At 56.1% G+C, this 22,401-nt stretch carries 17 protein-coding genes; all 17 read left to right on the forward strand.

The window, feature by feature from the left end:
• The first annotated feature begins 13 nt into the window (after positions 1 to 13).
• The gene (locus F464_RS0101585) at positions 14 to 1,408 is read left to right on the forward strand and encodes a phosphohexomutase domain-containing protein (protein ID WP_051092232.1); all 1,395 of its coding nucleotides are present in this window, start codon (positions 14 to 16) and stop codon (positions 1,406 to 1,408) included.
• A complete protein-coding gene (locus F464_RS0101590) occupies positions 1,405 to 2,199 on the forward strand; it encodes an ABC transporter permease (RefSeq protein ID WP_026295654.1) in 795 nt (264 codons plus the stop codon). The genes F464_RS0101585 and F464_RS0101590 overlap by 4 nt, the downstream gene beginning before the upstream one ends.
• Complete coding sequence (locus F464_RS30175) at positions 2,199 to 3,464, forward strand: ABC transporter ATP-binding protein (protein WP_018988017.1); 1,266 nt, start codon at positions 2,199 to 2,201, stop codon at positions 3,462 to 3,464. The genes F464_RS0101590 and F464_RS30175 overlap by 1 nt, the downstream gene beginning before the upstream one ends.
• On the forward strand, positions 3,461 to 5,323 hold the full coding sequence (locus F464_RS0101600; RefSeq protein WP_157353500.1) for a hypothetical protein: 1,863 nt from the start codon (positions 3,461 to 3,463) through the stop codon (positions 5,321 to 5,323). The genes F464_RS30175 and F464_RS0101600 overlap by 4 nt, the downstream gene beginning before the upstream one ends.
• Positions 5,323 to 9,156: a glycosyltransferase gene (locus tag F464_RS30180; protein WP_084600400.1), complete on the forward strand. Its 3,834-nt coding sequence runs from the start codon at positions 5,323 to 5,325 to the stop codon at positions 9,154 to 9,156. The genes F464_RS0101600 and F464_RS30180 overlap by 1 nt, the downstream gene beginning before the upstream one ends.
• Positions 9,153 to 10,373 (forward strand): glycosyltransferase family 4 protein, encoded by a 1,221-nt coding sequence (locus F464_RS30185; protein WP_157353502.1) that lies wholly within the window; start codon positions 9,153 to 9,155, stop codon positions 10,371 to 10,373. The genes F464_RS30180 and F464_RS30185 overlap by 4 nt, the downstream gene beginning before the upstream one ends.
• Positions 10,374 to 10,697: 324 nt before the next feature.
• Complete coding sequence (locus tag F464_RS0101625) at positions 10,698 to 11,678, forward strand: UDP-glucuronic acid decarboxylase family protein (protein WP_232428810.1); 981 nt, start codon at positions 10,698 to 10,700, stop codon at positions 11,676 to 11,678.
• Positions 11,675 to 12,646 (forward strand): glycosyltransferase, encoded by a 972-nt coding sequence (locus tag F464_RS0101630; protein WP_018988024.1) that lies wholly within the window; start codon positions 11,675 to 11,677, stop codon positions 12,644 to 12,646. Before F464_RS0101625 ends, F464_RS0101630 begins: the two co-directional genes overlap by 4 nt.
• Positions 12,643 to 13,029 (forward strand): GtrA family protein, encoded by a 387-nt coding sequence (locus F464_RS0101635; RefSeq protein ID WP_018988025.1) that lies wholly within the window; start codon positions 12,643 to 12,645, stop codon positions 13,027 to 13,029. The genes F464_RS0101630 and F464_RS0101635 overlap by 4 nt, the downstream gene beginning before the upstream one ends.
• Positions 13,026 to 13,622, forward strand: a complete 597-nt coding sequence (locus tag F464_RS0101640; protein ID WP_018988026.1) for a hypothetical protein — start codon at positions 13,026 to 13,028, stop codon at positions 13,620 to 13,622. Before F464_RS0101635 ends, F464_RS0101640 begins: the two co-directional genes overlap by 4 nt.
• 98 nt (positions 13,623 to 13,720) lie before the next feature.
• The gene (locus F464_RS0101645) at positions 13,721 to 15,415 is read left to right on the forward strand and encodes a hypothetical protein (protein WP_157353505.1); all 1,695 of its coding nucleotides are present in this window, start codon (positions 13,721 to 13,723) and stop codon (positions 15,413 to 15,415) included.
• A gap of 312 nt (positions 15,416 to 15,727) precedes the next feature.
• Positions 15,728 to 16,894, forward strand: a complete 1,167-nt coding sequence (locus F464_RS0101650) for a nucleotide sugar dehydrogenase (protein WP_018988028.1) — start codon at positions 15,728 to 15,730, stop codon at positions 16,892 to 16,894.
• Between the two features lie 225 nt (positions 16,895 to 17,119).
• Positions 17,120 to 18,154: a GDP-mannose 4,6-dehydratase gene (gene gmd / locus F464_RS0101655; RefSeq protein WP_018988029.1), complete on the forward strand. Its 1,035-nt coding sequence runs from the start codon at positions 17,120 to 17,122 to the stop codon at positions 18,152 to 18,154.
• Positions 18,155 to 18,165: 11 nt separating this feature from the next.
• On the forward strand, positions 18,166 to 19,062 hold the full coding sequence (locus F464_RS0101660) for a GDP-mannose 4,6-dehydratase (RefSeq protein WP_040394303.1): 897 nt from the start codon (positions 18,166 to 18,168) through the stop codon (positions 19,060 to 19,062).
• A 2-nt stretch (positions 19,063 to 19,064) separates the two neighbouring features.
• Positions 19,065 to 20,210, forward strand: a complete 1,146-nt coding sequence (locus F464_RS0101665) for a glycosyltransferase family 4 protein (protein ID WP_232428819.1) — start codon at positions 19,065 to 19,067, stop codon at positions 20,208 to 20,210.
• Positions 20,211 to 20,229: 19 nt separating this feature from the next.
• Positions 20,230 to 21,354 (forward strand): glycosyltransferase, encoded by a 1,125-nt coding sequence (locus F464_RS0101670; RefSeq protein WP_018988032.1) that lies wholly within the window; start codon positions 20,230 to 20,232, stop codon positions 21,352 to 21,354.
• Between the two features lie 79 nt (positions 21,355 to 21,433).
• Positions 21,434 to 22,378 (forward strand): UDP-glucose 4-epimerase family protein, encoded by a 945-nt coding sequence (locus F464_RS27735; RefSeq protein WP_040394211.1) that lies wholly within the window; start codon positions 21,434 to 21,436, stop codon positions 22,376 to 22,378.
• Positions 22,379 to 22,401: the final 23 nt, after the last annotated feature.

Here is a 22,401-nt window from a genome sequence, read left to right on the forward strand (position 1 = left end):
GCAGATCTCCACGATGAGCGAAATCGATCCCGGCCTGGCGTGCGCGCGGGTCGCAGTCAATTGTTTCAAGGCCTACGACATCCGCGGCCGGGTTCCCGATGAACTCAACGCCGATATCGCCTACCGCATCGGCCGCGCCCTCGTCGTCGAGCTCGCCGCCGCGACCATCGTCGTCGGCCGCGACATGCGCATCGAAAGCCCATTGCTTGCAGAGGCGCTGACGCGCGGCATCACCGACGCTGGCGCCGACGTCATCGACATCGGCCTCTGCGGCACCGAGGAGGTCTACTTCGCCACTAGCCACGAGCGCGCCGACGGCGGCGTGATGGTCACCGCCAGCCATAACCCCAAGGGTTATAACGGTATGAAGCTGGTGCGCGAAAAGTCGAAGCCCATCAGCGGCGACTCGGGCCTCTCCGCCATCCGCGAGCGTGTCGCAGCGGGCAACCTCGGGTCCCGCGCAACTCGCCCCGGCACCGTGCAGCACAAGGCGGACAAGTCCGCCTACATCCGCCATCTCCTAAGCTATGTCGACGCCGGCGCGCTCAAGCCCTTCACCATCCTCGCCGACCCGGGCAACGGCGCGGCGGGCCCCGTGGTCGAGGAAATCTCCCGCCACCTGCCGTTCCGCTGGATCTTCATCAACCGCGAACCCGACGGGAACTTCCCCAACGGCGTCCCCAATCCGCTGCTGCCGGAAAACCGTGAGCTCACGCGCAAGGCCCTGCTTGCCAACCGTTGCGACTTCGGCCTGGCATGGGACGGCGACTTCGACCGCTGCTTCTTCTTCGATGCCGAAGGCCGCTTCATCGAGGGCTACTACCTCGTCGGCCTGCTGGGCGAAATGATGCTCAAGCGCCACCCCGGCGCAAAGATCATCCACGACCCGCGGCTCACTTGGAACACGCAGGCGCAGGTCGCCGAGGCAGGCGGCATCGCCATCCAGTCCAAGACGGGCCACGCCTTCATCAAGGAGCGCATGCGCCTCGAAGACGCCATCTACGGCGGCGAGATGAGCGCCCATCACTACTTCCGCGATTTCGCCTACTGCGACAGCGGCATGATCCCGTGGCTGCTGGTGGCCGCGCTGATGTCCGAATCGGGCAAGACGCTGGCCCAGCTCGTCGATGAACGCATCGCTGCCTTCCCTTGCAGCGGCGAGATCAACTACCGCGTCGAGAATATCCCCGCCGCGATCGACCGCCTCCGCGCGCACTTCGCGCCGGAGAATTCGACGGTCGATATGACCGACGGTCTCAGCATGGATTTCGCTGATTGGCGCTTCAATCTGCGCGGGTCCAATACGGAACCCCTGCTGCGACTCAATGTGGAGACCCGCGGCGATGCAGGCGCCATCCAGCGGCACGTTGCAGCGCTCGAAACCCTGATCCAGGGAGCGAATCGATGAGTGCAATGCTCAGAGCGCTGTGGAACTACCGTGGTTTCATCCTCGGCAGCGTCAAGCGTGAGTTCCAGTCGAAATACCGCAACTCGCTGCTGGGCGCAGCCTGGACCGTGCTCAATCCTCTGGCGATGATTCTCGTCTATACCGTGATCTTCGCCGAGGTCATGCGCGCCAGGCTCCCCGGTGTCGACAATGGCTTTGCCTACAGCATTTACCTGTGCGCGGGCCTTCTCACCTGGGGCCTGTTCGCCGAGATCATCGGACGCGGTCAGAACGTCTTTCTCGAGAACGCGAACCTCCTGAAGAAGCTCAGCTTCCCGCGCATGTGCCTGCCGGTGGTCATCATCCTGAGCGCACTGCTCAACTTCGCCATCGTCTTCGGCTTGTTTACGGTTTTCCTGCTGGTCTCCAGTAATTTTCCGGGTGATGCCTTCCTGGCGATGCTGCCCCTTCTGGCTATCCTCGTACTGTTTTCGATCGGGCTCGGGATTACGTTGGGCGTGCTCAACGTGTTCTTTCGCGACATTGGTCAGTTTTTCGGAATCTTCATCACCTTCTGGTTCTGGCTCACGCCCATCGTCTATCCCGTGTCGGCTCTGTCGGACGGAATTCGCGACGCCATGGTCTGGAATCCGATGGCAGCGCTGATGGAGGGATTCCAGCAGATCTTCATCGCCAACCGCTGGCCCCAATGGGAAAACCTGTGGCCCATAACGCTGTTGGCGCTCTTTCTGTGCGTAACCGGGCTGGGGCTCTTCCGCCGCCATGTCGGTGAAATGGTGGACGAACTCTGATGGGTAGCATCTCCGTAAGCAATCTCGGCAAGGCATATAAGCAGTACCCCACACGCTGGTCCCGTCTGCTGGAGTGGATCACCCCGGGCCACAAGCCGCACCACACCCTGCGGTGGGTGCTGCAGGACGTCTCCTTCTCGGTTGAACCGGGCGAATCGGTCGGTATAGTCGGCGTGAACGGTGCGGGCAAGAGCACGCTGCTAAAGATGATTACCGGCACCACGCAACCCACCACCGGCGGTGTCCATGTCAACGGACGAATCGCTGCGTTGCTTGAACTCGGCATGGGGTTTCATCCCGATTTCACGGGTAGGCAGAACGTGTTCATGGCCGGCCAGTTACAAGGGCTTACGGTGCGGCAACTGATGGAGCTCATGCCGGAAATCGAACGGTTTGCGGATATAGGCGATTACATAGACCAGCCCGTTCGCGTCTTCTCGAGTGGCATGCAGGTGCGCCTCGCTTTTGCCGTTGCGACTGCGCTCAGGCCCGACATTCTTATCGTCGATGAGGCTCTTGCCGTTGGCGATGCCGCATTTCAGCGCAAGTGCTTTCGGCGGATCGAGGAGTTCCGTGCGCAAGGGACAACACTGCTCTTTGTTAGTCACGATGTCGACTGTGTTAAGAAGCTCTGCAGCAAAGCGCTTTTTTTGAAAGACGGGTGCGTCGCTGCGTTCGGCGTCGCCAAGACCGTCTGCGATATGTACGAAAAGGCTTTGTTCGGAGGGTTAGAGGGTATTTCAGCGGGTGTAGACATAGACGCACGCCTATTGGAACCTCTTGTCGACGAAAGCCTGATGAGTAATTGCGAAGTCGCTTACGGCGACGGTCGTGCGGTAATCGAAGCGATCTGGCTGGAGAATGAGCGGGGCGAGCGTGCGAATGTCTTTGGCAGTCGTGGTCTGCTTGTTTTGAAATACCGCGTACGCTTTAACGAAGCGGTCGGCCGGATCGCGTTCGCATTTATGGCTAAGACGCGCGATGGGGTCGCGTTGTTCGGCATGGATACGTCGCACATGCCTGAAATTAACGGCCGTGCGTTTGCCCTCGGAGATATCTTCATCGCACGCTTTGAACTAGAAAACGCGTTTGCTCCAGGGGTTTACTATATCAATTGTGGTATTCGCGACGATAGCGCCGATCCGCCGGTATTCCTGCATCGCAGGGTGGATTCGGTACTTTTTCGTGTTAAGTCGGATGAGCTCACGTTTGTAAAATCCGGCGTGATCAATACCGTCGCTGCATTCGAGTTGGCTTCAGCATGACAGACCACACGACACTCGCTGGGGAAACGTTGGCCCCAATATTCATCCACTCGTTGTTTCGCGCCGGAAGTACGTACCTATTCAACGTCTTTCGGCGGTCAAGTGACGGGTATTGGTGTTATCAGGAACCTTTACATGAGGTTGCGCTACTCGCGCGTGCAAACCCCGAAAACCTTTTGGCGTTTCGCGGTGAGTATGTTAAGCATCTGAGACATCCGGCCATCGAGGTGTCCTACTTTCGTGAGCTTTACGATGTGTCTGACGCCTGTCTGGATAAGCTTTCGAAAGAGGCTATCTATGATGGATATTTCGGTTGTGTCGGTGATTTTGGGCTGAATTACTGGGCGGCGCTTATCGCTGCGGCAAAGGGGCGTCCGGTAATTCAGGAATGTCGTACCTCATCGCGAATTGGAGCGATGAAGAATGCCCTCGGGGGCTATCATATTTACTTGTGGCGCAATCCTTGGGATGAGTGGTGGTCCTATAAGGTCACCGATTATTTTGATGCGACGAGCCAACTGTTTCTAAATGCGCCCTCGCGTCCTCCTGTGATTGAGCGGCTGCGTCGCGAAATCGCGTTCGAAGGATTCGAATCGGACGATCTGAGTGCCCAGATAGATTGGTTCATCAAGAGGCGTCTTGCGCCCGAACAGTCCTACCTTATCTTCTATGTACTTTGGATTCTAGGGTTGGGAGAGGCGGTAGCCAACGCTAATCTGTTGCTGAACATCGACCGCATGAGCGACAGTGCGGAATACCGGAACGAGATTGCGAGTAAGCTGCTGGCGAGTGGGGCAAAGGGACTCAATTTCTCGGACTGTTCGGTGCCGCAAACCTGCTATGGCGACGGTGATCGAGAATTTTTTGAACGCATTGAGGACAAGGCGCACGGACTGCTGCTTTTGTCAGGAACGACGCAGCGCGAACTCGACCAATTACTGACGTTACGCCGAAGTTCCGAACCCCTAACTTGGCGCGAGTGCGCCGCGCGCGCAACTTGTGGAGGATCAATCCGAGACGCCGATCGGGCACGGGCGTTGGTCCTAACGGGTGAGCGCCGTGAGGTCGAGTTGCGCTCGCAATTCGCAGAGCAGAGTCGGGTGCTGGAACAGCGCACGTGTTCCGCAGAGGAGCGAGCCGTGAAAGCGGAGGCACTCCTTGCGGAGTTGCGAAATGGACTTGCTGCTGCTACGAGGCGATCCGAGGAACTCGCTCGTCGGGCGGCGGTGGCCGAAGCGACGTCCGCGGAGATGGGTAACAGGTTCACGGCGGCTGAGGAGAAGTGGCAGCACGAAGCTGCATTGGTGGGCGTCCTCCATGCTGAGCGCGATGAATTGCAGCGGATGCTGGCGGAAACGCGGGGTAGTGTCCACTACTGGCGTTTGGAGTCCGATCAGTGGCACGAACGGCTCTTGTCCGTTCATCGCAGCAGTTCATGGAGGATAACAGCCCCGATTCGGGCACTGAAGCGGGTCGTCAAAGGCGATCTTTCGCCAATGCGACGGACTGCCGGATGGGCTGTGACGGGAGTTCGGAGGGCTCTGCGTCGGCCAGCAGTCGCTGCCGCTCGTATCGTGTTGAATCAGCCGAGGCTGCGTCACAAGATCAGCACGTCCCTCCGCAAGTATCCTGGCCTGCGGCAGCACCTTGTGCTGTTCGTGCGTAACGCAGGTCTTATGCCTGACGCAAGCACTGTCGCGCTAACAGCACACCGAAAAGCAGATCCAGTGACTAACTCCCCCGGTACTGAGCTTTTGCATGAGACGTTCAACCCGGAGTTGGCGCATATGACCGCTTCGGCGAGGCAGATCTATGTGGATCTCAAGGTTGCCATCGAAGCCAAGAAGAGGAATAGCTGATGCGCATCGTAATTGATATGCAGGGCGCGCAGACAGAGAGTCGATTTCGCGGCATCGGTCGTTATTCTATGTCGCTTGCCTTGGCGATCGCACGAAACCGAAATGACCACGAAGTTATACTTGCACTAAGCGGACTATTTCCCGATACGATCGAGCGCATTAGAGCCGTATTCGACAGCGTATTGCCGCAAGAAAACATTCGTGTGTGGCATGCTCCCGGCCCTGTTCGTGAAATGGAATCGAATAATACTCGGCGCAGGGCCGCGGCTGAGCTCATTCGTGAAGCATTTCTGGCTAGTCTGAGGCCGGACGTTATCCATGTTACCAGCCTCTTCGAGGGCTATATTGACGATGCGGTTACGAGCGTCGGCCGTTTCGATCAGTCCACCTTAGTCAGCGTGTCGCTGTATGACCTCATTCCGTTACTGAATCCTGATCATTACCTCAGGCCAAATCCGACCTACGAGAAGTTTTATTTCCGTAAATTAAAGGATCTCGCGCGCGCTGATGCGTGGCTTGCGATTTCAGACTTCTCCCGCCGTGAAGCGCTTGAGTATCTGGATGTTCCAAGTTTCGATGCCGTGAACATTGGTACTGCGGTTGACGATTGTTTCAAATCGTTAGGCATTGTGAATGAGGATGCAAAGTTCGTAGAAAAAAAGAATGGAATTTCTCGTCCTTTTGTGCTATATGCGGGCGGGTCAGACGAACGAAAAAATCTCCCTCGCCTGATTCAAGCGTATGCATGCTTGCCTAGGATTCTAAGAAAATCTTACCAGCTAGTTCTGGCCGGAAAATTTTCCGAAGGTGATATCAGCATATTGTTGAGCCATGCTTCCGTCGCAGGTCTGGATGATGATGAACTTCGGTTTACTGGCTACATCACCGACCAAGAGCTCATCGGGCTTTATAATCACTGCGAACTTTTTGTATTCCCGTCGTGGCACGAAGGCTTTGGTCTTCCAGCGCTCGAAGCCATGGCGTGCGGAGCTGCAGTAATCGGTGCGAATACCTCCAGTCTGCCCGAAGTCATTGGGCGAGAAGACGCCCTGTTTGATCCGTACGATGTCATGAGTATTGCGGGAAAGATGGAGCAAGCATTGTCAGACGAGGCATTTCGTCGTGACCTTGAGGCTCACAGCCTTGCTCAGGCGAAACGTTTTTCGTGGGATTCGAGTGCGAGACGTGCGATTGTCGCGTTTGAGCGATTATACGAACGGACGCGCAACGTCGTGCCGCAGAAACTTAAACAACGAGAAATTGTTTCCAGATTGGTTCGCGCTATTGCATGTGGGAACGATGCGACGAATCTAAGTGACGCCGACTGCGTAAGCATCTCGGCCGCAATCGCAAGGAACCATCCCGATCCAGAGCGTCGACGCAGAATTTATGTCGATGTTTCCGAACTGGTGCGGCGCGACGCTAGAACGGGCATTCAGCGCGTTACGCGGGCCATTTTGTGGGAACTACTTTCAAATCCTCCGGCAGGATACGTTGTTCAAGCAGTTTACTCGACAGTAGGTAGCGGAACGTACAGACAAGCAAATACTTTTACGCGTGGTTTTTTTGGTGACGTCTTGATCGATGAGCCGGATAGCGTCCTTGAGCCACAATCAGGAGATATATTTATTGGGCTTGACCTCCAGCCACAGATAGTCCCTGAATGTCGTGATTACTATCAATCGCTGCGCCATCAAGGTGTTCAGGTTTTCTTCGTGGTTTATGATCTGCTTCCAATAAGTCATCCAAGTTCATTTCCAGTGGGGGCGAGCGAGTCCCATCTTCATTGGCTAGAGGTCGTGACCGAAGCAGATGGCGTGGTTTGCATCTCTAAGGCCGTTGCGGACGATTTGCGCAACTGGATGAATTCCAAGCTTAAGTTGTGTAGTCGCCCGTTTGCGTTGAGGTGGTTCCACCTAGGCGCTGATATACGGAATTCGGCACCGACCCAAGGGCTGCCCCCGGAAGCCGATAAAGTTTTGGAAGTAATCCGATCAAGACCGACTTTCCTGATGGTTGGTACCGTCGAACCTCGGAAGGGGCACGCGCAGGCCTTAGCTGCATTTCAATCGTTGTGGGCACAAGGCAACGACCTCGGATTAGTTATCGTGGGCAAGCGTGGGTGGGCGGTTGACCTCTTAGTGGCGTCTCTTGAGGCGCACGCTCAGCGCGGTAAGCGTCTGTTTTGGCTCGAGGGAATAAGTGACGAGTACCTTGAAAAAATTTATTCCGTTGCTACTTGTTTGCTTATGGCGTCAGAGGGTGAGGGATTTGGCTTGCCCTTGATTGAAGCAGCACAACATGGATTGCCAATAGTTGCTCGGGATCTTCCGGTCTTTCGGGAGATTGCTGGTGAAAATGCTTTTTATTTCAATGGAACAGCTCCTGACGCACTTCGATCAGCGATCGCAGAGTGGCTGTCCGCGCACGATGAAGGACGGGCGCCGTCATCGGCAAGGATCCAATCGTTGACCTGGGCCGAGAGCGCCCAGCAGTTGATTGCAGCGATACTTGGAGATGAGGAGCGGTTGGGAAATCGTGGAACGGACGATGAGCGGGTGATCGCCGCGAAACGTTCCCGAATGGGCGGAGATCGTCGTCCGGGTGTCCTTCTTCTGTCGCCTTACCCGATCCGTAGGCCCCGTCATGGTGGGCAATTGCGGACGGATGCAGTCCGAAAGGCGTTCGAAGAGGTCGGGAATAAAGTGCGCGTCGTCGGATTTTACCAATCCGAGGCATATAGTCGGGAAGATCTTGGTCCGTTTGATATTGAGTTTCCTCCCGATAGTCGATTCCGCCTCTACCGCGGCAAAGTCCTTCCTGCACTGTCTGATTTTCTTATGGCAGATTTTGCTGTGTCAGATGAAGAAATTTTCCGCAGAGTTGCAAATTGCGTTGACGTTGACGTCGACGTAATTGTCGTAGAGCAGCCATGGTTCTATCCGCTTGCGAAGCGGCTTAAGCGTGAGGTGCCGCGATGTCGAAATTCGGTCGTCGTCTTTAGTTCACAGAATATTGAAGCGCCAATGAAACAGCAGATTCTTGAGTCTGCGACGGATAGCGAACTAGCGCGCTTGGCAATTGCGGATATTTCAGCATTGGAGCGCGCGGCAGCGCAAGAGTCCGATCTCAGCGTGGCCGTTACGAATGAAGATGCGGAGGTATTGCGTGGTTACGGGGCGGCAAATGTGATCGTGGCGCGGAACGGGATAAGCCCTTGGGTTGCGAGTTCCGAGAGGCGAGAGGCATGGCGGGCGAAGTTGCCTAGTCGTCCTTGGCCGCTTTTTATTGCGAGCGCGCATCCGCCAAATTTCACCGGATTCATTGACTCGCTCGGAGACGCTCTTGCATGTATTCCGCCTGGGTCGAAACTAGTCGTCGTTGGCGGCGTCGGTCCCTGCCTTATGCAGGAATTTTCAAAATCTCGTTGGCGCGATCTGAATCTATCGCGCTTGCTTGTGCTCGGGGTCCTTGATGACGCCGACCTCTCGGCAGTAAAAAGTTTAGCTCACGCTTTTCTACTACCAATAGGTGCAGGCGGCGGGTCGAATATTAAGACTGCAGAGGCGCTATATTCAGGTAAACAGGTAATTTGCACTAGTGTGGCGCTTCGTGGGTTCGATGCGTATCGCTCGATGCCAAGTGTGTGGGTCGCAGACACGCCAAGAGAATTTCAGGCGGCGATTCGCACAGTACTCGGCGTAAGTGGACGGACAGAGCGCGAAATTGAAACAGATGACACTTTGCGACGGCAGTTGTTATGGGACGTAAGTCTGCGCGTGCTACCGGAGGAGGTGTCACGAATATTGGGTATTCAAGGGGGCGCACAATGAGCATTTGGCTCGACGTGACTACCACGCTCGGATGGCGACGTCCAGCGTTGGGGATCGTACGTGTCGAAGCGGAGACCGCTAGGCATTTCTTGAACTCCGGAACATCGGACGTGCGATTCTGCCACTTCGACGCAGAAGCGGGAAGCTACCTAGAGGTTCCGTATGGCGACATCCGTACGGCATTGGAGCGGCTTGACACGGGCGCGTCTCCTGCCCCGACGCAAGCGATTTCGCCCGATCCACGCACCCCGCAGTCAATGCTTACTCTGCCGAGAGGGTGTGTACAGCCCTTTAACGCAGGAGATGTATACGTTTCCCTCGGTTTAGATTGGGATCAGAAGGATTTGGAGTTTTTGTACGAGTTGAAGCAGCGACTAAAATTGAAGGTGTTGCTATTTTGTTATGACATTATTCCGATTCTTCTGCCGACATATTGCGTTTCAGGTGTTGCGGAGAAATTTCCGCGATATTTTGTGGATGCAGCTTGGTGTGCGGACAAGATTCTTTGTATCTCTAATTGCTCCCGAAGAGATTTAACGGAATTTCTGGAGACTGTTGGCGCACCCGTTCCAGCCCTTGATATTGTGCGACTTGGAAATAATATACGCCCGCATCCTGACGCGCCACCGTCCACCGCAGTAGGGGAGCTTGGTGAGCAGCGCTTCATTCTGTTTGTGTCGACCATAGAGGGTCGTAAGAATCACGAAATTTTGTGCCGTGCCTACAAGCGTCTTCAAGAACAAGGAGCTGAGGACTTGCCGCTGCTTGTCTTTGTTGGGATGCAGGGGTGGGGGGTCGAAACGTTGATGGAACTTCTTCGTGGTGATGCACAAGTGCGATCATATGTTCGAATCCTCGACCATGTTTCCGATAGCGATCTTGTCTATCTATATCGGAAATGTATGTTTACGGTCTATCCATCACTATATGAGGGATGGGGTCTCCCCGTGGCCGAAAGCCTTGCGCATGGAAAGTTTTGTTTGGCCTCCAGTGCCGCCTCAATCCCAGAGGTCGGGGGGGGGCTGATTGAATATGTCGAGCCGCTTGACGACGCTGCGTGGGCGGCGCGGTTGTTATGGTATTTGCAGAATCCTGAAGTAGTGGCAACTCGTGAATCCGAGATTGTGCGACGCTACCGTGATACGTCTTGGCAACAGACTGGAGCTGCGGTTCTTAGCGCTGCTCAGGGTTTGACGATGAGCTCGGCGTTATTATGACAATAACTATGCAGACGTTATGTTCGAATTGTTGTGCGGGCTTTTCTCGCACCCTCTCCCGTGACAACGGGCGCTAAAGTAGTGCTTACAACTTCGGGCTAGATGGCCGCTTCGAATTCCTGCGAAGTGCGAAGTCTTGCGAAGGTTGGCGAAATAGCCTAGTTAGGTTCTTTCTTTCAACAAAGTGCGTTTATTCCTGAACGACGGAATTCCACTGGATGGGCGAGAAGTCTGGGCTTGTTGCGAGGTGATGGCGACGGTACTCCGCGCCACACTCACTCGTTAGAAAGTAACGTGGCCTGTAGGGCTTGTAAGAAAGACAAATTGAACTCTAAAGAAAGGTTGTTAAACATGCGAGTTGCTAATAGAAAAAGGGTGATGGTCACTGGTGGTGCGGGCTTCTTGGGGTCGCATCTGTGTGAGAGATTGCTAGAAGACGGGTGCGACGTTCTTTGCGTGGACAATTTTTACAGCGGGACGAAGGATAATGTTGCTCATTTAATGAGTAATCCGCATTATGAGCTGATACGCCACGATGTAACCTTCCCCCTCTATGTAGAAGTCGACGAAATCTACAATCTGGCATGTCCGGCATCGCCAATCCATTACCAGTGGGATCCAGTTCAGACCACAAAAACTAGCGTTCATGGCGCGATCAACATGCTGGGCCTGGCTAAACGTACAAAGGCGAAGATTTTGCAGGCCTCAACCAGTGAGGTTTACGGCGATCCAGAGGTTCATCCGCAGCAGGAAAGTTATTGGGGGCATGTCAATCCGGTTGGTATTCGGTCCTGCTACGATGAGGGAAAGCGCTGCGCAGAGACGCTGTTTTTCGATTACTACAGGCAACACGGACTGGAAATTAAAGTTGTCCGAATATTTAACACCTATGGACCACGGATGCATCCGAACGATGGCCGTGTTGTGAGTAACTTCATCGTTCAGGCGTTGCGTGGCGACGATATCACCATTTACGGCGATGGGTTGCAAACCAGAAGCTTCTGCTATGTTGATGACTTGATCGAAGGCTTTGTCCGCATGATGGGAAGCCCGAAGGACGTGACCGGTCCGATCAACATGGGCAATCCAGTTGAGTTCACGATTAGAGAGCTTGCGGAGACCGTCTTGAAGATGGTCGGCGGAAAGTCAAAGCTCGTCTTCAAACCATTGCCGCAAGACGATCCTAAACAGCGGCAGCCGAACATTACGCTCGCAAGAGAAACACTTGGGTGGGAACCCCGCGTGAGGCTCGAAGCGGGGCTTGAAAAGACAGTCGGTTACTTTCGGAACTTCCTCGCGCTATGAGTTTCGGTCAGCATCAGGTGATCATCGTCACGCCGGTTTACGAGGACGTCGAGGCGAGTAGCCGATTGTTCAAAGAACTGTCGGCCCAATTCAACGATGACGTATTTGTCGTTGCGGTGGACGACGGCTCGGTGAAGCAGCCGCTAGACGTCTCCAGCCTCGAAGGCGCGTGCATCGAAGGGGTGATTCTCAAGCTTCGGCGTAACGTGGGCCACCAGCGGGCGATCGCGATTGGGCTGGGGTACGTCTCGGAGCGCATACAGCCACATCAGCGGGTGGTCGTCATGGACTCCGATGGTGAGGATCTGCCGGGTACGATTCCTGAGCTTCTGGAGCGATTGGTTGCCGACGATGTCGACGTCGTCGTTGCGCAACGCAAGAGCCGCGTCGAAACCTTTCGGTTCAAGGCATTTTATGCGGCCTACAAGAGCTTTTTCGGGCTGATGACCGGCAGGGCGATCAGCTTCGGCAACTTCATGGCGCTCAAGGCTCATGCGGTGAAGCGGCTCGTGGCCATGCAGGAGTTGTCGATACACGTTGCAGGAGCGGTACTGGCCTCAAAACTCCGCACAGAAACGCGCCCGCTGAATCGCGGGCCCCGGTATGCGGGCCAATCAAAGATGAATTTTGTCGGGCTGGCCTTGCATGGGTTCAAGGGGCTGATGGTCTTTGCCGAGGACGTTCTTGTGCGCGTGGGCATCGCGTGTGCGATTATTGCGACGCTCTCCGTTCTCGGTGCCGTCGCCGCGGTCATCCTGAAACTGCTCGGCTTCTCCACGCCAGGATGGTTCTCGGTGGCACTGGGGATACTGGTCTTGATGTTCCTTCAGACCGGTGCGCTTGCGCTGATGACGTTGATGCTGACAGGCGTAGTGCGGGGCGGAACGGTGACAACGGCAATTGCGTACCACGAGTTCGTGGACTACGTGATTGAAACGAAAGTCTCTCTTCTGGCAAGAAGCGCGTGAAATACCACCAGAGCGAGTTGATGCGATATGCGATCAACGGCGTCGTCGCAACAGCGGTGCACTATGGCGTCCTGACGATTAATTTGCGCGTACTCGAGTTCTCATCCGCCGGGCTGGCTAATCTAGTCGCCGCACTCTTCGGTATAACAGCTTCCTTTCTCGGTAGCCGTTATTTCGTCTTTCAGAAGGCTGATGGTTCGCTCTTGCTGCAAGCGATGAAGTTCAGCGGTCTGTATGGCGCGATAGCTGTCCTGCACGGGGTGATATTGCTGGTCTGGACGGACTGGATGCGGTATGACCACCGCGCGGGTTTTCTGATAGCCACGCTAATCCAGGTCGCACTGAGCTATGTCGGTAATAGAAGAATGGTGTTCAACGTATGAAAATAAGCCGTGCGACGGCGGCCACTGTGCTATTCGTGGTCTTGCTGGTTCTGATCTATTGGCTGCATATTGCCTACCTCAAGGTTGACGTTGTTTTTTATTCAGCTATTGCGGACGGCGTTTTGGCAGCATCGATCTCCGGTGTGGTGTTGTTCGCGACCCCCTATTTTTCCTCGTTAAACAAGTTTGAGAGAACCCAGCTCGTCGTGATCTGGCTGCTTGCCGGCTATGGTTTCGCAATTTCTGTTCCGACGGTTATTGACAGGTCTTTGTCGTTTTACATTCTCGAAAAGCTTCAGCAGCGCGGTGGGGGAATTAGGCAGGATGCTTTCGAATATGTATTCACAAAGGAATACGTTCGGGAGCACCGGTTAGTTGACGTCAGGCTGACCGAGCAACAAGAGTCGGGGACGGTTGTTATAAGGGATGGATGCGTGAAGTTGACAGCGAAGGGCGACAAGCTTGCATCCTTTAGTCGGATGTTTAGGCGAAATTTCTTGCCAAGGGAACGTCTTCTCATGGGTGGGTATTCGGATGATCTCACAGATCCGTTTCGCACCTCAATCGAACAACCTCAATATCTGTGCAAATGAGTGCGTCTATAAAGTCCGTCACGATGGCTCAACTCGCTGTCGTAACGCTTATGCTTCTTATTGGGTGCCTCGCTCTTGGCATAATGGTGTGGCCTCCCATGTTTTCGGCTGTAGACTTCCCAGCGTGGGGAGGGGATTGGTCAAAATTCGTATGTAAGCTACGAGAGAACAATGAGTGCGGCGCGCTCAGTAAATTTCCTGTTGCATATCTCGCAGTTTCCTTCATTGTTTCGCTGCTAGGTGGCGGTTCCGCTAGCAAGGTGCTGCTGTTTAGTCTCAATGTTGCTTTTCTCTTGCTGCCCGTAGCTCTTGCTTTCAGAATTCTGGATATTCGGCTTGCCAAGGCGGGAACTCTTCTCTATACGGCGGCGATCCTTTCATCAGTGGTGCCGCCGTTTTATTTGTATTCAGGCGGGCTTGAAGTGCAGTCCGGCGTAATACTTGGGTTGTTTGTCGTTTTGATTGTTTTGTCCGTCGTCTATCGGCAGAAGTCGACCTTATTTGTTCCTGCCTTATTTCTTTGCTCCTTGGTCGGTCCTTGGTACAAAGATACAAACATCTTGGTGATGTGTGCAGCCATTTGCAGTGTCTACGCGTGGCGTGCGAAGGCGTCCGGCATGGGGTTCGTGAAGACTTTTGTCGCTGAAAGGAAGTTAGTCATAGCATTTGCTTTCGGGGCGTTGATCGCGATCATAGTTGCGGTTGCCTACAATTATCTCAGATATGCATCGTATCTGCCTGTGCCCTATATGGTTGAAGCTGCGGAGGCGTCCCCAGATCTCAGGCTTAGCAGCGTTTATTTTTTGGCATCCATTTTTTCACCGAGCGGCGGAGTCTTGGTGGCGTGGTCGTTATCGGTTTGTGTGTTGTTCATAATAGGTCGTTCAGTCGGTTACTGTTTCTCACGAGGCGCCTTGTGGTTAGCAGCTGGGATATTGCTTCTTCAGCTCGGGGCTTTCTCTCGGTGGTGGACTCCATTCGGGTGGGAGGGGTGGGGTAATAGACTAATTATTCCGGCGGCGATTGCGGGTCTCATTATTGTGATTTTCACGGGGTCTCGTCACCCTAAGGATGATTTGGCGTCGATGGTGGGGAGGGAGGCCCTTTTAAAGAGGGGGTGGAACAACTGGTTTGTGACGCTTTTGTGTGTTCCCCTATTTCTCGTCTCAGGGAGCTATGTGATCAGATCCTATTCTAAGGAGCGCGATCTACTTCTCGATCAGTCGATGTGGGGGAGCGATGCATGCCAAGCGATGCGGATTGTCAGGGCGAAGTATGATAGTTGGGCGTTCAAGAGAACCGACGTTCACAGGCAATGCCATTTTGAGAGATTTCAATATTGGCCAGGAAAGCAGGTGAAGGTGTTGCCGATGGCCATCGTTAACGCCGGACAACGCGTGGAAATTAAAGCCGGAAATTCCGGGGGCGTGCTAGGGCGCGGATGGTCAGAACTTGAAGAGTGGGGTGTCTGGTCTGAAGGCAACGTAGCGGAAATTAGATTTGTCCCCTCTTCTGCAGTTGAGAGGCTCTCCTTGGAGCTGCAACCATTTGTTGCGGGAAGTCTTACGTCCCAAGGCGTAAAAATTTACGTTGACGATGTAGAAGTGGACCGGGTGGAGTTGGTCGAACTGAGCACTGTTACGGTCCAGCTGTCAAATCCAAATGTCTTTGATGGAAAAAAATTGCTTTCGCTACGGTTGCATCTTCCGCAGGCGGCGTCGCCACAGAGTCTCGGCGTTAATTCGGATCAAAGGCGTATTGCCGTGGGGCTGAGGGCGGTATCCTTCGAGTGAGGGCGATGTTCGTCTGGTTCTGTCAAGTATGTGCCGTGAAATAATTTTGTATCGTGGTGTGCAGGTGGCAACGATTTCGTACGATTGTTATCGTGAGCCGATGATAGCCGCTTGTGCTGGCGGAGTTTTGATGACAAAGGGATATGGGCCGTCGTATGTGTTGATGTGGTGACTTCCGGTCAGTGTATGGGTCCCTTGTTTGATCGCTGCTCGTGTGGCGCCGAGCGGCTATTCGGAACGTGCCATGATCGGGTTGGTGGCGAAGCGAGTAAATGTTACTTCGAATTATTTTTAATGGCATGTAGATAGATAATGAAGATCGCTATTGCGGGTACGGGCTATGTCGGGCTTTCAAATGCTGTTTTGCTCGCGCAGAGCAACGAGGTGGTCGCCCTAGATATTGCGTCCGAGAGAGTTGAAATGCTCAATCGCAGACAGTCTCCTATCGTCGATTCGGAAATCGAAGAATATCTTCAGAGACGTTCTCTGGATTTGCGCGCTTCGCTTGATAAGCGTGATGCTTACTTGGGGGCCAAGTACGTCATTATTGCAACTCCTACGGACTACGATCCAGAAACCAATTACTTCAACACTGAGTCCGTAGAGTCTGTCATTCGAGATGTGATGACGATCACTCCCAGTGCGGTTATGGTTATCAAGTCTACCGTGCCAGTCGGGTTTACCGTCAAGATGAAGGCAAAGTTCGGCTGCGAAAACCTGATTTTCTCGCCGGAATTCTTGCGTGAAGGGCGCGCACTGCATGACAACCTTTACCCGTCTCGCATCGTCGTCGGGGAGCGTTCGCAGCGGGCACATGTGTTCGCCGAGCTGTTGAAGCGGGGGGCGCTGAAGAAGGATATTCCCACGCTGTTTACCGATCCGACAGAAGCCGAGGCGATAAAGTTGTTCGCCAACACGTACTTGGCCATGCGGGTGGCGTTTTTCAATGAGCTGGACACTTACGCGGCGAGTCACGGCCTGGATACGAGGCAGATTATAGAAGGAGCCGAGCTCGATCCGCGTATTGGGAAAGGGTACAACAACCCTTCTTTCGGTTACGGGGGGTACTGCCTGCCTAAAGATACTAAGCAGCTACTTGCGAACTATCGTGATGTTCCGCAGAATCTTATTCACGCCATCGTAGAGGCAAACACGACGCGAAAAGACTTCATCGCGGACAGCATTCTTAAGCGTAATCCGAAGGTTGTCGGTGTGTATCGGTTGATCATGAAGGCTGGTTCGGATAATTTCCGGGCTTCCAGTATTCAGGGCATCATGAAACGCATCAAGGCGAAGGGAGTTGAGGTCATCGTATATGAACCAGTCCTGGAAGGTAGCGAATTCTTTAAGTCGCGAGTCGTAAATGACTTGGATGCATTCAGGAATGAAGCTGACGTAATCGTGGCAAACCGACTCACGGATGACCTAAGGGGGGTTGAAGAAAAGGTCTACAGTCGGGATCTGTTTGGCGATAACTGAAAGAAAATGCGGTGGGGCGTGAGTGGTCGTGCGCCAATAGAGGGTTGTGATCGAAAATCGCGGTGCAATTGCAGTCGTTACGCCATGAATGGCTTGGCTGGATTTTATGATGGATGGAAACTGAGGTCTGAGAGTGCTCGCTGGTTTTAGGGGCGAGTGTTAGGGGTGTTGGCGAGGGGTTGTAGGCATGACTTTCGCTTTGATGAATTGAGGAAAGGTCAGGAAATGAAGAAGGCAGTTGTCACTGGTATTACAGGGCAGGATGGTGCCTACTTGGCGCAGTTGCTGCTTGAGAAGGGTTACGCCGTTTACGGTACATATCGTCGCACTAGTTCGGTGAACTTCTGGCGGATCGAGGAGTTGGGGATCGAGCGGCACCCGAACCTGCACCTTGTTGAGTACGACCTGACTGATTTGTCATCAAGTATCCGCTTGCTGCAAATGTCGGAAGCAACCGAGGTATATAACCTAGCAGCGCAGAGCTTTGTCGGTGTCTCGTTCGAACAGCCGATCACGACGGCTGAGATCACCGGCATCGGTCCTGTGAATCTGCTGGAAGCGATTCGCATCGTGAACCCAAAGATTCGCTTCTATCAGGCCAGCACGTCCGAGATGTTCGGCAAGGTGCAGGCGATTCCGCAGGCCGAGTCGACGCCTTTCTATCCGCGTAGCCCATACGGCGTAGCCAAGCTCTACGCTCACTGGATGACAATAAATTACCGTGAGAGTTACGGAATTTTCGGCGCTAGCGGCATCCTGTTCAACCACGAGTCGCCGCTGCGCGGGCGTGAGTTCCTGACCCGCAAGGTGTCGGACAGCATCGCCAAGATGAAGCTCGGCAAGCTTGATGTGCTGGAGCTTGGCAACCTCGATGCGAAACGCGACTGGGGATTCGCCAAGGAATACGTCGAAGGGATGTGGCGCATGTTGCAGGCCGACACGCCCGACACCTATGTGCTGGCGACGAATCGCACCGTCACGGTGCGCGATTTCGTGACGATGGCCGGCAAAGCGGCCGGTTACGACTTGCGGTGGGAGGGCAAGGAGGACAAGGAAATCGGCGTTGACCGCGTTTCGGGCCGCACGCTCGTGCGAGTGAATCCGAAGTTCTATCGTCCTGCTGAAGTGGATCTGCTGATCGGCAATCCTGAGAAGGCCAAACGCGAGCTGGGTTGGGAGCCCACGACGACGCTTGAGCAGTTGTGCCAGATGATGGTCGAGGGGGACATCCGCCGCAATGAGCGCGGATTCTCGTTTTGACCGTGCATGCGATGAAGCGAGCGCTGATTACCGGCGTCAAGGGCTTTACCGGCCGGTACGTGGCTGCGGAATTGGAGGCACACGGCTGGGAAGTGTGGGGCACGGGCGCGCACGACGACGAAGCCGGAGATGCCCTGTATCGGCACGTCGACCTGGCGGACGTCGCCGGCCTGCGAGAGGTGATCGCCGAGGTGCGGCCGGATGCGGTGGTGCACCTCGCGGCGATTGCCTTTGTCGGGCATGGCGATGCCGACGCCTTCTATCGCGTCAATCTGATCGGCACGCGCAACTTGTTGGCCGCGCTGGCTGCCGCTGAGCAGCGGCCTGAATGTGTGCTGCTGGCGAGCAGCGCGAACGTCTACGGCAACGCGACCGAAGGGGTCCTGAACGAGTCGATGCTGCCGAATCCGGCCAACGACTATGCGGTCAGCAAGCTTGCGATGGAGTGGATGGCGCGTTTGTGGATGGACCGATTGCCGATCGTGATCGCGCGCCCGTTCAACTACACGGGCGTGGGGCAGGCCGAATCCTTTCTGTTGCCGAAGATCGTCGCGCATTTCCGCCGGCGGACGGAGACCATCGAGTTGGGTAACCTGGATGTCTGGCGCGATTTTTCGGATGTGCGTGCGGTGGCTCGCGCCTACCGTCGCCTGCTCGAAGTCCGTCCCGTGGGTGATACGGTCAACGTGTGCTCGGGGCGCACGCATTCGCTACGCGAGGCCTTGGCGATGGCGGAGGCGATTACCGGGCACGCGATGCGCGCGGAAGTGAATTCGGCGTTTGTCCGTGCGAATGAGGTGCGAAGCCTGTGTGGTGATCCAGCAAAGTTGCGTAGGCTGATCGGCGACTGGGATAGCCCTCCGCTTGAAGAGACGCTGCAGTGGATGCTTCAAGGGGTTGCCGATTGAAGGTGATTCTTTCCATCGACGCGATCCGGTATCCGCTGACCGGAATCGGTCGCTACACCTACGAGCTGGCGAGTCATCTTCAACAGCTGCCGGAGGTCACGGATCTCCGTTTTTTTTTCGGTAGGCGGTTTGCGGATGCGTTGCCGTCACCGTCGCCGGTTGGCGTCCCGTCTCACGCGGGAGAGGGGGTTCGCAGGAGTGCCTTGAAGAGCCGAGTGATCGTCGAGCTCTATCGGTTTCTCGCCCCCAGGCTCAAGGCACGTGCCCTGCGAGGACTGGAGGGCCATGTGTTTCATGGCCCGAATTTCTACCTGCCACCGTTTCGCGGCCGAGGGGTTGTGACGATGCACGACCTGTCGCCGTTCACATGGGCCCACTGTCACCCCCCCGAGAGGGTGCGATACATGCAGGCGGAAATCGGACAGTCCCTGAAGCGCGCTGCCGTACTGATTACCGATTCGGAGTTCACGCGTCGCGAGCTCGCCGCCTATTTCGGCTGGTCGATCGAACGTATTCGCGCCGTGTCGCTCGCGTGCTCGCCGGACTTCCGGCCGCGCAACGAGGAGGAACTGTCGCATACCTTGGGGACATACGGTTTGGTGGCCGGCGGATATAGTCTTTACGCAGGCACGATCGAGCCGAGGAAGAATCTCGACGCCTTGCTTGATGCGTATGGATCGCTCCCCGAGTGTGTGCGCCGGAGGTGGCCACTTGTGCTTTCCGGGTACAAGGGGTGGCGCAGCGAAGGAATTCACTCGCGTATCACGGAAGCGGAACGGGCCGGCTGGGCGCGTTATCTCGGGTTCGTGCCGGCCGAGCATCTGCCGCTGCTGTATGCTGGCGCGCGTCTGTTCGCGTTCCCATCCCTGTACGAAGGCTTTGGCCTGCCGGTGCTGGAGGCGATGGCGTCGGGCGTGCCTGTCGTGTGCTCTGACTCTTCCTCGCTTCCTGAGGTGGTGGGCGACGCCGCGGCCATGTGTCCGGCCGAGGACGTGGATGCCTTGGGTCGTCTGATCGCGCGCGGGCTGGAGGATGATGCATGGCGTGGCGAGGCGATTCGGAAGGGGCTGGATAGGGCGCAGCAATTCAGTTGGAAGAGATGTGCTCAGGAAACGGTTGCCGCATATCGTGCGGCCGTCGAACTCTGACTGTTGCGCGGATCGATCAGTGAAGGTCTTGCACGTCTATCGCACCTATTTCCCGGATCCACCCGGCGGGCTTCAGGAGGCAATCCGACAGATTTGTCTGTCGGTGCAGCCATTTGGCATTGAGAATACGATTTTCACCCTTTCTCCCACTCCGGATCCTGCGGAGCTTATTCGGCCCGAGGCTCGGGTCGTGCGGCAGCGCTCGTGGGCGGCGCCGGCATCGTGTGATCTGGGCGGCGTGGCTGCGTTCGGGCGGTTTCGGCGACTCGCCGCCGAGGCTGATGTCATTCATTACCTTTTCCCGTGGCCATTCGGGGATTTGCTTCACCGCGCCGCGCCGCCGGGAAAGCCGGCAGTATTGACCTACATTTCCGACATCGTGCGTCAGCAGTGGATAGGCAAGCTCTATTCGCCCTTGATGTGGAAGACCCTGCATGACATGCGGGCCATTGTGGCGAATGCGCCCGCGTACGCACAGACCAGTCCGGTGCTGTCCAATCCTGCGATCCGTGATCGTGTCCGGGTGGTCCCGCTAGGGATCGACGAGCGATCCTGCGCGCAGTGCGGCGACGAGGCGATTCTCGGCAGGTTGCAGCTTGCTGAAGGGGAGTCGTTCTTTCTCTTTGTCGGCGTGCTGCGCTATTACAAGGGGCTGCACAATCTGGTGCAGGCAGCGGGGAGCGTCGGCGCAAAAATAGTCATCGCCGGGTCAGGGCCCGAGGGGCGCTCGCTGCACAGCCTTGTCGCGAGCGTCGGGGCTAGGAACGTGATCTTCGCCGGGCAAGTGTCGGACGAGGAGAAGACGGCCTTGATAAGGTGTTGCCGTGCCCTGGTCTTGCCTTCGCACCTGCGCTCCGAGGCCTTCGGCATGGTCCTGGTCGAGGCTGCCATGCTTGGCAAGCCGATGATCTCGTGCGAGATTGGTACCGGGACATCTTTCGTAAATGCCGATGGGGAAACGGGTTGTGTGGTTGAACCGGACAAGCCGGCTGCGCTGGCGGATGCCATGAACCATCTTCTCGCCGACGACGTGCTCACCACCCGCCTGGGCGTGGCTGCGCGGGCGCGCTACGAGCGACTGTTTTCGGGGGAGGCGCTGGGGCGCGAATACGCTGCGTTGTTCCGTGAGGTGGGAAACGGTTGATTCTGTCCGCATACACGTTGTCTACATCGCACGGTGGTATCCGCCTGAGCACGCGGGTGCTTGAAGCACGGAGAAATACATGACGGTTCGCACGCTGGTGACCGGCGGCAGCGGTTTCGTCGGCTCCGCAGTGCTTGCGCGATTGCGTCACGCGCAGGTGCCAGTGCTGGGCGTGGCGCGCCATGAGGTGCCTGGCAGCGACTGCGTACGTGGCCCTGCCCTCGAGGGCGTTGCTGACTGGTCGCAGTTGCTGCAGGACTGTGGTGTCGTCGTGCACACCGCAGCGCGCGTCCACGTGATGCGCGATTCGGCGTCCGACCCGCTGAATGCATATCGTGCCGCGAACGTCGAGGGAACCCTGAACCTCGCCCGGCAGGCAGCCGCCGCCGGTGTGTGGCGCTTCGTGTTCATCAGCTCGATCAAGGTCAATGGCGAGGAGACGGCACCGGGGCGGCCCTTTACCGCCGATGACGAGCCGGCGCCGCTGGACCCTTATGGCATGTCCAAGGCCGAGGCGGAGTCAGGGTTGAGGGTCCTTGCCACGGAGACCGGCATGGAAGTCGTCATCATCCGTCCGCCGCTGGTTTACGGGCCGGGCGTGAAGGCAAATTTTCTGAGCATGATGCGCTGGCTGCGGAGGGGCGTGCCGTTGCCGCTGGGCGCGGTCGAGCACAATCGCCGCTCGATGGTAGCGCTGGACAATCTTGTGGATCTGATTGTGACCTGTCTGGATCATCCCGCTGCGGCAAACCGGACATTTCTCGTGTCCGACGGAATCGATCTCGCGACGAGCGAGTTGCTGCGCCGACTGGCTGCGGCGATGGGCGTGCCTGCGCGCTTGCTGCCCGTTCCGGTGTGGGCACTGCATGTGGGTGCGAAGTTGGCTGGCCGGAACGCGCTCTTTCAGAAGCTGTGCGGAAGTCTTCAGGTGGATATCTCCACGACACGGCAACTGCTTGACTGGAGGCCCCCGATATCCGTCGATGAGGGGTTGCGGCGAGCGGCAGCCGGGTTGCTGACGTGACGGGTCTTGGGTGGCTGGTCGCC

The sequence above is a fragment of the Aromatoleum toluclasticum ATCC 700605 genome (assembly GCF_000378245.1).
Lineage (GTDB): Bacteria > Pseudomonadota > Gammaproteobacteria > Burkholderiales > Rhodocyclaceae > Aromatoleum > Aromatoleum toluclasticum.